Genomic DNA, 12,648 nt, shown 5'->3' with positions numbered 1-12,648 from the left:
TCCAACTTTGTACCATTAATTAAAACAATAAAAAATGGCAAGTAAAATAGCATTAGTGACTGGCGGAAGCCGTGGATTGGGTAAAGATTCAGCTTTACAATTGGCAAAAAGAGGATTCGACGTCATCTTGACTTATCAAACAAAAAAAGAGTTTGCAGATGAAGTAGTAAAAGAAATCGAAAGCATCGGACAAAAAGCGTTTGCTTTACCTTTGGATATTTCTACAACTGCAGGTTTTGACCAGTTCGCAACTGAAGTGAAAGAACTTTTGGGCACCCAGTTTTCTTCTGCAAAACTAGACGCTCTGGTAAATAATGCAGGAATCGGAATCAATCAAAGTTTTGAAACGACAACTGAAGAAACCTTGGATGCAATGACGAATATCCACTTCAAAGGTCCTTATTTCTTAACCCAAAAATTATTACCATTACTGAATGACGGAAGCAGTGTTGTGAACACATCTTCTGGTTTGGCAAGATTTTCTTTCGCAGGATATTCGGCTTATGGTGCGATGAAAGCGGCGATAGATTCCCTGTCAAGATATCAGGCTTTGGAATTGGGAAGCAGAAAAATCAGGGTGAATTCTATTGCTCCAGGTGCAATCGAAACCGATTTTGGTGGCGGAGCTGTACGTGACGTTGCAGATTTGAACAATCATATCTCTTCTGAAACCGCTTTGGGAAGAGTTGGTTTGCCTGATGATATCGGAAGTGTGGTTGCGTTCCTTTGTTCGGATGATTCTAAATGGATTAATGCGCAGAGAATCGAAGTTTCCGGAGGATTTAAGATCTAGGAAAAGTATTTCATCAGCACTCAAGTGTAATTATAAAAATGCAGAAATAGTTCACATAAGTGCAATTAAGTTTTGAAAATCAATGATTTTCGGCTAAAGTGCGCTTCTCTTTTAAATATATTATTATATAATGACTTAAGTGTTTAAAACTAAATCTATAAAAAAGCCCATTCAACGAATTGTTGAGCGGGCTTTTTGCGTAAGGGATAGTAGCGGCATCCTTTTTTGTTATTGCGATTGCTGAAAGGTTCTACTGATTGCTTCACATCGTTCGCAATGACAAAAAAAATATAGCGGATAGCCCGACCCGCTTGCATTTTTGTTTGGGATTTGGCGTCGGCAAAATGCAAAGGGATACGCCCATAGATCATTCCCAGACTTTCAGATCATAAGCGGCTTGCCAAAACTGAAACTCGAGTTTGGAAGCTGTGATGAAAGCTTCATTCATTCGGGTTCTTATTTCTGGAGTTGTATTTTCAGCGGCTTTGTCGCAAATTTCAATAGCGATTTTAACGGCAACAGCAAAATCTTCTCCGCCGTAAGTTTCAATCCAGCTTTGATAAGGATTTTTTGATGCTTGTTCAAGATTCAGAATATGATCTCCGACTTCCTGATAGATCCAAAAACAAGGTAAAGTCGCAGCCAAAGCTACTTCTACAGGTTCAAAAGCTGCAGTACTTCTTAAAAAATGAATATAATGATGACAGACAGGCTCTAAAATTCCTTTGCCTGAAATTTCAAATTCTTTAAAATAAGATTCGTGCAAAGCATTTTCCACAACGATTGCATTTTCGGCAAATCTCATATACGCCAAAGCGTCTTCAATCTGATGCGCTTTACTCCCAATTAACGCTAAAGTTCTTCCAAAATGTTCCAAATACAAAGAATCCTGGGCAATGTAAAACTGGAATTTTTCTTTGTCTAAACTTCCTTTTGATAATTCTTTAATAAAAGGCATTTCAATGATATCTTGGTAAATGTTTTCAATTGATTTCCAGGTGTTTTCAGACCAATTCATTTTTGATAAGTTTTTGAGGATTAAAAAAGTGATTTAAAGGACCATTTCCTTTTCCGGTTTTTACATCGCTTCCTGCAAGAATAGCTTCTGAAACATAGTTTTGAGCTAAAGCCACAGCTTCTTTCATAGATTTTCCTTGAGCAATAAATGAAGCAATCGCCGATGATAATGTACAACCCGAACCGTGCGTATTTTTTGTATTTAATTTTAAAGATTCAAAAGTTTGAAAATCATCATTATCACTATAAAATAGAGAGATAATTTTTTCAGTTGTTTGATGTCCGCCTTTTAGCAGAATATGTTTACAACCTAATTTTTTGATGTTTTCTCCGGCAATTTTCATATCGTCTAAAGTTTTCACTTCCATATTGGCTAAAATTGCAGCTTCATCCATATTCGGAGTGATAATATCTGAAATCGGGAAAAGTTTCTCAATAATCGTCTGAATGGTTTCTTCTTCAATCAACCGATGTCCGCTTGTTGCAACCATTACAGGGTCAAAAACAATCGGTACTTTTTTATATTTGGCCAAAGTTTCCACAATGGTCTCAACCAATTCTGGTGTGTGAACCATTCCGATTTTGATGGCATCAGGAAAAATGTCATCTAAAATTGATTCAATCTGTTCTGAAACTGCCTGAACAGGAATCGGGAAAATATTTCGAACGCCCATCGTATTCTGAACAGGCAAAGCCGTCAAAACTGAAGTTGCATAACAGCCCAAAGCTGAAATCGTTTTTATATCAGCCTGAATTCCTGCTCCTCCACTTCCGTCGAAACCGGCAATCGTGAGAACTGATGGATATTTGTATTGTGTCATCTGTCAATTTTATTTTTTATTAAGGTCAGATGGAACGCCTACTTTTTCCTTCTATAGTAAAAGTCTTTTTCATCAGGCGTTTCATTTATTGATTTCGTTTTTTAGATTAAAAGCTGCTTTTTGAGGATTTTCAGCACTGCATATTTCTGAAACTACGGCGATACAATCTGCTCCTGCATCCATCACCGCTTTAGCATTTTTTAAATGGATATTTCCGATGGCAACCAATGGTTTATCTGTCAGTTTTCTGATTTTCATTAAACCTTCCAATCCCCATTCTGTAACAGTATCGGTTTTAGTATCTGTTCTGAAAACCGGACTGATTCCTAAATAATCTGAAACAATCGTTTCCTTATTTTCAAGCTGCTCCAAATACTCAATAGAATAGCCTATCATCTTATTTTGAAATAAATTTTCTCTCAAAACTGTTGGCTGAACATCATTATTTCCAAGGTGAACTCCAAAAGCATCGACTTCTTTGGCTACGAAAATATTATCATTAATGATTAAAGGAATTCCATACTTATCGGTTATTTCTTTTAGTCGAATTGATTTTTCCAGAAAATCCTGGTCAGAAGTATTTTTCTCACGCAACTGGATGATGTCTACTCCACCTAAAATTGATTGTTCGGCAACATCCAAAAAATTACGTCCTTTACAATCAGCTTCGGAAATCACGAGATATAATTGATAAGGAAATGATTGTATTACATTCATTTTTTAGAAACTTTTACGTTTTCAAAAAACTCCTGCTCAGAAATATTATAAAGCTTATCTAAAATATTCATTTGAAGACTTCCAGGACCATTTGAAATTTTTTCTGCCAATTCTCCGGCAATTCCTAAAAGTGACATCGCAGCAACGGTAGATTCGGTTTTATTTTCAGAAATTGCAGCAAAAGCTCCGACAATGGCTGAAGCAGAACAACCCAAACCTGTTATTTTCGTCATTAATGGATGCCCGTTTTCAACAAAATAAGTTTCTTTATCATCAATAATAATATCCGTTGCTCCAGAAATACAGACTACAGATTGATAATTTTCAACAAGATATTTTGCGGCATTAATTGCTTCGTTACTTTCTGCTGTACTGTCAACTCCTTTTGTGACAGTTTTATTGGCTTTGGCTAAAGCAATAATTTCCGAGGCATTTCCTCTGATAACAGTTGGTTTGAATTGTAAAAGCTTAGCCAAAACCTCATCTCTGAAAGAAGTTGCGCCCGCTCCAACTGGGTCTAAAATCCAAGTTTTATTAAGTCTATGAGCTTCTTCTGCAGCAATCAACATTGCTTCAGACCAATATTCGTCAAGTGTTCCGATATTGATAACGACGACGTTTGAAATGGCGATTATTTCTCTGATCTCTGATTTTGCGTGAGCCATGATCGGTGAAGCTCCGACTGCCAAAAGCGCATTGGCCGTGTTATTCATTGCCACAAAATTGGTAATATTGTGTACAAGTGGCGATTGATCTTTTACGGATTGAATGTAATTCCAAAGGTTGTTTTCCATTTACTTTAAATTTAAATTAGCCTTAGGAAAACAAAATAGAATAAGAAAGAAAACATCAAAAGATGCATTCCTGCTTTTCCCTACGTCGGTGTTAGCCGTATCAGGTTCAAAGGGACTCTCTCAATTCTTTTCAGAATACCCCTAAAGCTTGAAACAAATATACAAATGTTTGGCGTTTAAAATAAATTATAGATCAAAAAAAACAGTATTTATTAATAAAAAAAACCGGGACAAACCCGGCCGAATATTGTAATATGCATATAAAAAGTAACCAAACGAATGGATATTTTTTATTTTACTTTACTAGCTCAATATTAATTGCAGAAAACCCTTTTGGAGATCTTTCTTTTTCGAAAGATACTTTGTTTCCTTTTTTTATAGGCACTGCACAGTTGTTACTATGGAAAAAGATATTTTCGTTGGTCTTATTTTCAGTGATAAAGCCATAACCTTTGTCACTAACAAAAGTTACAATTCCCGTCTTCACAGCCTCTTCAGCTTCTATAGGAGCTGCTCCTAACTGAATGTTGTCCAAATCAACCTCTAATCTTTCTTCCGGCGGTGTAGAAGTCAGTCTTCCGTATGCATCTACATACATGAATTCGGTTTCTTTTCCTTTGTCATTATTAGTTTTTCGCTCTTCACGACGAAGCGCTTTGTCTTTTTGTTTCTGAAGTTTTTTCTTGAAGTTTTCTTTTTTTGAGAAAGAATCTGCCATAAATTATTTGTTATTATTTTAAATTAATGTTCTGAAATTGAATTAAATGAATTCAGAATAAATCTTCATTAATGGAATTTGAAAATCGATTCCTAATAAGATTAAAAAGTTATTCTGTTTCTACTATTCAGGAAGTTGTGTCGCCAATAAAAAACATTAACCAAGAGGCCGAGAACACAAAATAAAAGAAAACGTTGCATCAGCAGATACAGAAAACCGTTTAGAAATTATGTTGCAAATATACTACAAATTTGTGAGACACGGAAAATGCCTCTAAAATTAGAGGCATCATCTTTATCTATGATTTGAAATTGGATCAGAAAAAGTCCATCCAATCACTTTTTTCACTTGTATCGCAGATCGCATTGATATCTTTATGATGATTCATAGATGCCAAAAGCGTCACAATTTCTTGTCTTACGATCTCGATAGAATTATCTGTCAATTCTTGGTTAAAACCAGCATCGTTCAACTCTGTCAAATCATTTACTGTAACAATTCTTGAAATGATCTTGCCCAGATCGATCATTTTTCTTTGAGAAAGTGGGCCACTAATCGTAAAATTCAATTCCTTTGAATACAACTTAGCAGCATCTTTAGTAATTTCATTAATAGAAAGATAGTCTGCCAGATTATCCGTCTTCTTCTTTTTCATATCTTTCAAAACACCTTCAGAGATCTGTGTATAGAGCATTTCATTAGAACCTTCAAAAATCTGAAAAGGACGACTATCCATAATACCTCTTCCACCGATATGGCTTAATCTATAACCTTTAGCTCCGGACAATTGCACCAAAATCTGGGCAGCTTCCTGCATCATATCTGTCACAAAGGCCTTCATACTGTTTGCATGAACTCCGCTTCCGGAGACATCTTTATCAATACCGCTTATAAGTGTGCTTTTTGCGCACATTGCAGAAGAAAGGGTAAAGAATGATTGCAATTTTGCCAATTGATACTGAACTTGATCCAAAGAGAATAAGTTAGAAGCTCCAACAATTCTATCTTTACATTGGGTCATCGCTTCCTCCATCATTCTTTTCAGGAATCCCATTCCCATTCCTGGAAACTGCAATCTACTTCTGTGAAGCAGGTCCAACATCAGTTTAAGACCTGTCGATTCCGGGATCAGTTTATTTTCTTCAGGAACTTTGATATCAAGTTTGTTAAGACCGTAAGGGATCATATATAATCCCGCATTGTCATAATATTCCTGAACTTCGATATTTTGTTCCGGCTTGTGTGTATCTGCTATAAAGAAATCAACGTCTCTCGCAAGATTACCGTCAGAGTTCACATTTCTTGATGTAACTAACCAATAGTTAGCTAAGCCTGTAAGACCTTGCCAATGTTTTGTTCCCTTGATGTGGTATTTGTTATCTTTAAGTTCGTTCTGGGTTCTCATACTAAGAGCATCGCTTCCATAATCCGGTTCTGTGATCATCAGTCCTCCCATTGCTCCAAAATCCAAGAAATGTTTGAAAATGTCACCTTTGATAATATTATTACCATATTTTGCCAAAGGCTCAAGGAACAAAGCTATATTGATCCCAAATGTAAGTGACAACGGTAGTGACTCATAAGAAGCAGCAGAAAGGATACCTAAGCATTCTTTTACTTTCACACCTCTTCCACCGAATTCTTTCGGAATAGCAACAGAAAGTGGCTTCAAATTCATTATCTCTTTCCAAACATTGGGAGGCAGGCCTCTGGAGAGACTAAGCTGATCGATGTTTTCTTTTTGAAACAAAGACCCCAAAGAAGCTTTGAAACGAGAAAGGAATTCTCCATATGAAACTGTGGGAAAATCTAATGCTACTGCATTCATAACTATATAGAATAAACTGCTGTATGCCATTTATACAACAAAAATTAAAGTGAAGCGAATGGCCACCGAATTTAATCATATTAGAATCAGCAGCTTCACACGTATATTATAACGCTTCAAAGATACTATTAATTATCTATAGTTAATTTAGAAATCTTCACCAATTGAAAAGAGATCCTAATTCTATAAGGTTTTCTTAGTAATCTTATTGATTCAAGTAACTGCTGTCAGGATCTCTATAAATCAGGAAGGAACCTTTACGATTAAAACCTATCTTACAGAATCTCTTCTGCCGCCAGGTGTCATTTTACTACTATCGGACACAGATCCGGAAGCAGAAGTAGTCGTACTATCTGTCTGTGGCGCAGGATTTGGGATTGCAGCGGTACTGTCAGAAGTCAAGATATCATTGGACATCGAATTTTCGGTAGTGTCTTTTTTTGAACAACTAATGATGAATAGAACGATCATCGGTAAGAATAACTTTTTCATAATAATTTATTTTTAGGTATTCTTCAAAGTTATCACAATCGTAGTCTAAAACTTATGACCTGTATCATAATAAAAAAATAGATTGCTGATTAATTTCGCACATCGGAAAAACAATGCTTACGGCTACAAGAAGCTACTTGGCATAAGATTTATTATACATTGAATTAATTGCCAGCTACTTAATCATTAAATCAAACTAAATATCATAAACTAACTAAAAATGATCGCGGAAGAACTATTATTATCATACGGTGCAGAATTTGAAAATTTCAAACGTGGTGACATTATTTTCAGTGAAGGAGATTCCCCAAAATGCTATTATCAGATCGTAAAGGGGCGGATAAAGCTCAATCATTATAATGAAGCTGGAAAAGAATTGATATTAGCGATCCTTCAGCCAGGCCTGAGTGTTTGTGAACTCTTGCTTTTTATTGATAAAAAATACCCCGTGAATGCCGTGGTTTTTGAAGAAAGTACTGTACTGAAATTACCAAAGGCAAAGTTTATAAAAATGCTGGATGATCATCCCAAACTTTCAAGAGATGTTAATAAGTTTCTCTCAGAACGGCTATATTACAAATTTGTAATGTTGGAGAACAACGCTTCTCTGCAGGCAGATGTCAGGATCAAAGGTGTTTTGGACTACCATAAAAGTTTCAGTCCGGACAGGAGTATGTATTCTTATCAGGTTCCATTGACCAGACAACAGCTGGCCTCGATAACCGGACTACGTGTGGAAACTGTTATCCGAACTATTAAAAATCTCGAGAAGCAGGAGCTGCTTAAGATCATAGACAGGAATATTTATTATTAATAAGATCATTAAAAAAACAAAAATCCCACTTTCACAAGTGGGATTTTCTTTTGAAAATTTAAATTTATATGTTACTATCATCAATTAATCAAGCGGTTTCCTGCCCGATATAATATTGTAAAGCACAATTATAACTGCTATTACCAAAAGCACGTGAACCAAATATCCCGTACTCAAGCCTTCGATCACACCGAGCATTCCTAGAAGCCAAATGAAGATACAAAGTGCTGCTACTAACCATAATATATTTTTCATAAAATAAAATTTTTATAAGTTTAAATTGTTGATTTTTCAATTACATCCAGGGATCCAAAACAACTTTTATACACCCATCTTCACACCAGTTATACTTCGGATTTCATCTACGGTTTGTATGCGCTTTCCCATAAGATAATTATAATGTTTATGGTGTGACTTGATTTCTATGCCGGATTATTTCTATCCTTTTCCAATTCCCAAACACGGTGATTGGATACGGCCTTAATGAAAGATTCATCAGAATTATTACTTTCTGAAGTAATGATTGCTGAATCCTCGTGCTTTTTACCTTTCACGTTGCTTGCATTATAGATCTCATCTGTTTCTTTTCCAAAATAGATCGCTTTACAATGTTTATAAGCTTCGTTCACAAATAAAAGCGTTCCCGGTTTGTTATCCTCATTCAACAGGTTTTCTGCAGAATTCTTACCACTACACAAATACAAAGCATCAAAGCACACGCTGGCCGTACTTGTAAGAGAATGTTTCGGTTCGAAAATTGTTCCGTCGTCCGCTTTTACAGGCGCAAGACTTCCGGCAATGATCTGTACAACAGCTTCTTCTTTTTCAAGTTTTGATTTCAACGTTTTTACATCTTTAGCATTCACTCCATTTTCCATAACAAAACCGATCACACGGCTTTTTATGGTATCTTTAACCGTATTTTTCATGCTCAATGCTTCTGAGCTTTTAGTTGAAGGTTCCTTTTCAGTACTTTGCAACGTTTTTGGATCGGCATCTGCAGGGATACTTCCGTTAGGTTGTTGTAGTTTGGTTACATCAACACCTACTTTTTTAGCAACCAATGACGCTAATTCTTTGTTGATAAAATTTAATTGTCCAACTACTCTCTCACGGATCGCAGGAATCGTTACTTTTGATAGTTCAAAGATCAATGCATTCTGAAGGTGTGTTTTTTCAGGTTCCGATTGGCTGTTATAAAATAATTTAGCCTGAGAATAATGGTCCACAAAACTTTGGCTTCTCGCTCTGATTTTCTGTCCATCCACTCTTTCTTCCTGTGAAGTAAAGCCGCCTTCTTTCATCATCGCCTGGAAAGGGCAGCCACCACCGATCGTATTAGGTTCATAGCTTACTTTTCCTTTGACGATCTGTTGGCGCATATGACCGTCACGTTGATTATTATGAACCGTATTGATCGATCTGTTGATCGGGATTTCATGGAAATTCGGTGATCCTAATCTTGATAATTGGGTATCTGTGTATGAAAATAATCTGCCTTGTAGAAGTGGGTCATTCGTGAAATCTATCCCCGGAACCAAATGTCCCGGATGGAAAGCGATCTGTTCTGTTTCTGCAAAAAAGTTATCCGGATTTCTGTTCAGTGTCAAAGTTCCGACCAATTCTACCGGCACTTCTTCTTCGGGGATCAGTTTGGTAGGATCAAGCAGATCGAAATCAAATTTATGCTCATCCTCTTCAGGAATAATTTGTACTCCAAAATCCCATTCCGGGAAAGCACCATTTTCAATGGCCTCCCAAAGATCTCTCCTGTGAAAATCCGAATCTTTTCCTGAAATCTTAGTCGCTTCATCCCAAGCTACGGAATGAACGCCCAATTTTGGTTTAAAATGAAATTTCACAAAGTGCATTTTCCCTTCCTCATTGATAAATTTAAACGTGTGAACGCCAAATCCCTCCATCATTCTGTAACTTCTGGGAATTGCCCTGTCACTCATTGCCCACATGATCATATGCATACTTTCCGGCATCAGGGAAATAAAATCCCAAAATGTATCGTGCGCAGATGCGGCCTGTGGAATGGCATTATCCGGTTCGGGTTTTACCGCGTGGACCAGATCAGGAAACTTCATCGCATCTTGTATAAAAAATACAGGAATATTATTTCCGACCAAATCATAATTACCTTCTTCCGTATAAAATTTAATGGCAAAACCTCTTACGTCTCTCGCAAGATCCGTACTTCCTGCACTTCCTGCAACGGTAGAAAAACGCACAAAAACAGGCGTTTCTTTTCCTTCTTCGGACAAAAAGTTTGCTTTGGTATATTTGGCCAGGCTTTTATTGATCTTAAAAACTCCGTGTGCTCCGGAGCCACGTGCGTGTACAATTCTTTCAGGAATTCTCTCGTGATCGAAATGTGTGATCTTTTCTCTCAGAATAAAATCTTCCAATAGACTTGGCCCTCTCTCCCCTGACCTCAAAGAATCTTGATTGTTGTTGATTTTTAATCCCTGGTTGGTCGTTAGCATCTCACCAGTGTTGTCTGTTGTGTGATCCCGGAGTTGATCGACTTTACTATTCGTGCTTTTTTCATTTTTACTATTTTTCATACTAACTTATTTTGGCTGTTATTCTTTATTGATCTTTAAAGATTGTTGGTTTGGTATAAATCAAAGATAGAATGAAGTTCAAAAATGGTTTATGATTTGAGTCATAACATTCATAAATGATAAAAAGACAATTTACCTTGGCAATATGAAATATATTATCCCATTATCGACCGCCCAGACTGGGATTTTCCAGATATTTGGCATCATAGCGGACTTTGGGATATTCGAAACATTGAAACTTTGGAGAGAGAAATTCATTCAGACAGTCTTTCGGCTTTGAGAGAATTAATAGGGATCAAGGTCTGAAAAGTATTTCCAGACAGAATACGATCATATTTTTATTTATTTCTGGTTTTAAGAGATGTTTTATACGCTTCATCCCTTAATTTTTGAATTTTACCGACCGGTTCCAATCCAGCAATATTTTCAAAAGGATCAAAAGACATTTTTTCAATATTTTTATCGTCTTTATCTATTAATTCTGAGATCTTTATTTTTCCGATAGGAATAAATTCAGAATTTTTCCACATTTTATTTAGCTGATTGATCGGCTGGTCTTTCAGATCATAACAATATTGAATCATAAGTTCCAATACATGATCATTGTTCTCTAAATAATTTTTTATAGAAAGATCTATTCTGTTCTCAGTCGTTTTCCGAGGAATACCAATTGGAACCAATTTATATTTGACCATATGATCTCCTAACCTGTAAGCACCAATACTGTGATAATCGAAGGACAAAATAAAATCATTCCGTTTATTTATAAATTTAAAAATCTGAGTAATGAATGATGGATGAAAGAAATCAGGAATGACGGTTATTAAATTTTTCAGGATCCTTGAAAATTCCAAAAATTTCTGCGCAATGTTTCCGGAAAAAAAATAATTAATGGAAGTGAATATCTTTAAAAAGCTGGAAACAAGATCAACCGGAAATAAAGGAAAATTGACCAAGGGCAGATTCAGAACTGTATCTTCAGCATCTGAGATCTTAACAGAAAACCCATAGGCTGGTACAGTTTTTTTCTGTGAGACCAGCTTCATATGAGCATTTGAAATCCTGATGATACAATCCAAATTCTTAGCGGGAAAGATCGCATGTTCCTCAAAATTATTATATGCTGAAAAAGTACCACGAAGCGACGAATATGGAGTTACGTGAGCATCTCTTGTCTTGTAGCCGATCTTATTGATCTTTTCTGATCTGGAGACGAAATTTTCTATCGCATCGCAAGCCTTCTTTAAAAGTTCCTTTTCATTATTATTCAAAAGGTCGAGATCCGGATCGTATTTAAGTTTCTTTTTCATAGGTCTGTTAAAAGCTAAAATGAAGCCAGCAAATTAATTGTAACTTCAAACATTAGCTGGCAGAATAGAGAGAAAGAGAGATTTAAAAATCAAGGAGACCATCTGTATAGCTTTTCCATTGCATTTTGGTAATCCTTGTGTAGCCACCTGTCGAGATCAAAAAATTCCTGATCCTCCCCCAAAATCCTGTCTTTTTATAATTAGGTATTTCGTTTCGTCCATACACTGCAGTTTTAATGAAATCGTGCCCTCTGGAAATAACGAATGTAGAAGATGATTCCCGTGAATAGAAATGAGCAATGTGATCGGTATTGCTGCCAGGAATTTTAGATGGTCTGCAACATATCAGATATCTTTCCAGCTCATCATCCGAACAATGATCATCTACCAATACAATTTCTACCCAATCGTAGCCCTTTGCTTCGATATCTCCCGGACCAGGAATATCGATCCTCATAAAGTCTCCTTTCTGCGGTATCCGTTCTATGTAAGAACCACCAGAATCAAAAAGCCGAAAATCGGCCGAACCTTTTCCGCAATAATCTTTCCAGTGGTTGATAGAAAAAAAGCGTTCTTTTAATATTTCGAACTTCTGAGCCAACAGGTCGGATGCTACAATTTTCTTGATGCTTTCGGTGTCATGATATGCTCCGCTATGCTGCCACGGAACACCAGGTATTTGTTTCGCTTTCATTTTTAAAATTTTAATATGAATTATTTTGCGGGATAATTAAGCATATCAAACTTACCAAGCCATAGCCAATATCTTTA

The 12,648-nt window shown here is 36.3% G+C and carries 13 protein-coding genes and 1 riboswitch; of the genes, 2 read left to right on the top strand and 11 right to left on the bottom strand.

Annotation, left to right across the window (positions count from 1 at the left end):
- Window positions 1-34 precede the first annotated feature (34 nt).
- The gene (locus tag BLT30_RS15460) at window positions 35-793 is read left to right on the top strand and encodes an SDR family NAD(P)-dependent oxidoreductase (protein ID WP_089874476.1); all 759 of its coding nucleotides are present in this window, start codon (window positions 35-37) and stop codon (window positions 791-793) included.
- 367 nt (window positions 794-1,160) lie between these two features.
- On the opposite strand, the gene tenA is transcribed toward BLT30_RS15460, so the two are convergent.
- The 7 genes from tenA to BLT30_RS15420 form a co-directional block, all read right to left on the bottom strand.
- Window positions 1,161-1,811, bottom strand: coding sequence for a thiaminase II (tenA, locus tag BLT30_RS15450; protein ID WP_089874474.1), 651 nt, complete (start codon window positions 1,809-1,811; stop codon window positions 1,161-1,163).
- A complete protein-coding gene (gene thiD, locus BLT30_RS15445; RefSeq protein WP_089874473.1) occupies window positions 1,798-2,631 on the bottom strand; it encodes a bifunctional hydroxymethylpyrimidine kinase/phosphomethylpyrimidine kinase in 834 nt (277 codons plus the stop codon). The genes tenA and thiD overlap by 14 nt, the downstream gene beginning before the upstream one ends.
- 81 nt (window positions 2,632-2,712) lie before the next feature.
- Window positions 2,713-3,348, bottom strand: a complete 636-nt coding sequence (thiE, locus tag BLT30_RS15440; RefSeq protein ID WP_089874472.1) for a thiamine phosphate synthase — start codon at window positions 3,346-3,348, stop codon at window positions 2,713-2,715.
- Window positions 3,345-4,142, bottom strand: a complete 798-nt coding sequence (gene thiM, locus BLT30_RS15435; RefSeq protein ID WP_089874471.1) for a hydroxyethylthiazole kinase — start codon at window positions 4,140-4,142, stop codon at window positions 3,345-3,347. Before thiM ends, thiE begins: the two co-directional genes overlap by 4 nt.
- Window positions 4,143-4,202: 60 nt before the next feature.
- Window positions 4,203-4,295, bottom strand: a riboswitch (TPP riboswitch).
- Between the two features lie 142 nt (window positions 4,296-4,437).
- Window positions 4,438-4,860: a cold-shock protein gene (locus BLT30_RS15430; protein ID WP_089874470.1), complete on the bottom strand. Its 423-nt coding sequence runs from the start codon at window positions 4,858-4,860 to the stop codon at window positions 4,438-4,440.
- Window positions 4,861-5,176: 316 nt separating this feature from the next.
- A complete protein-coding gene (locus BLT30_RS15425; RefSeq protein WP_089874687.1) occupies window positions 5,177-6,688 on the bottom strand; it encodes an acyl-CoA dehydrogenase family protein in 1,512 nt (503 codons plus the stop codon).
- A gap of 270 nt (window positions 6,689-6,958) precedes the next feature.
- A complete protein-coding gene (locus BLT30_RS15420; protein WP_089874469.1) occupies window positions 6,959-7,180 on the bottom strand; it encodes a hypothetical protein in 222 nt (73 codons plus the stop codon).
- Between the two features lie 220 nt (window positions 7,181-7,400).
- On the opposite strand from BLT30_RS15420, the gene BLT30_RS15415 reads away from it, so the two are divergent.
- Window positions 7,401-7,994 carry a Crp/Fnr family transcriptional regulator gene (locus BLT30_RS15415; RefSeq protein WP_089874468.1) on the top strand — a complete coding sequence of 198 codons (594 nt, stop codon included), beginning with the start codon at window positions 7,401-7,403 and terminating at the stop codon, window positions 7,992-7,994.
- 84 nt (window positions 7,995-8,078) lie between these two features.
- Here the strand turns inward: BLT30_RS15415 and BLT30_RS18110 are convergent, their stop codons facing one another.
- From BLT30_RS18110 to BLT30_RS15400, 4 genes are all read right to left on the bottom strand, one after another.
- Complete coding sequence (locus BLT30_RS18110; RefSeq protein WP_139166688.1) at window positions 8,079-8,249, bottom strand: lmo0937 family membrane protein; 171 nt, start codon at window positions 8,247-8,249, stop codon at window positions 8,079-8,081.
- A 167-nt stretch (window positions 8,250-8,416) separates the two neighbouring features.
- Window positions 8,417-10,567, bottom strand: a complete 2,151-nt coding sequence (locus tag BLT30_RS15410) for a catalase (protein ID WP_089874467.1) — start codon at window positions 10,565-10,567, stop codon at window positions 8,417-8,419.
- A gap of 338 nt (window positions 10,568-10,905) precedes the next feature.
- On the bottom strand, window positions 10,906-11,877 hold the full coding sequence (locus tag BLT30_RS15405; protein ID WP_089874466.1) for a catalase family protein: 972 nt from the start codon (window positions 11,875-11,877) through the stop codon (window positions 10,906-10,908).
- Window positions 11,878-11,959: 82 nt separating this feature from the next.
- Complete coding sequence (locus tag BLT30_RS15400; RefSeq protein WP_089874465.1) at window positions 11,960-12,571, bottom strand: hypothetical protein; 612 nt, start codon at window positions 12,569-12,571, stop codon at window positions 11,960-11,962.
- Between the last annotated feature and the right edge of the window lie 77 nt (window positions 12,572-12,648).

The sequence above is a fragment of the Epilithonimonas hungarica genome, assembly GCF_900102265.1.
In the GTDB taxonomy this organism is placed as follows: Bacteria; Bacteroidota; Bacteroidia; order Flavobacteriales; family Weeksellaceae; genus Epilithonimonas; species Epilithonimonas hungarica.
This window is presented reverse-complemented; position numbering and strand designations above follow the sequence as displayed.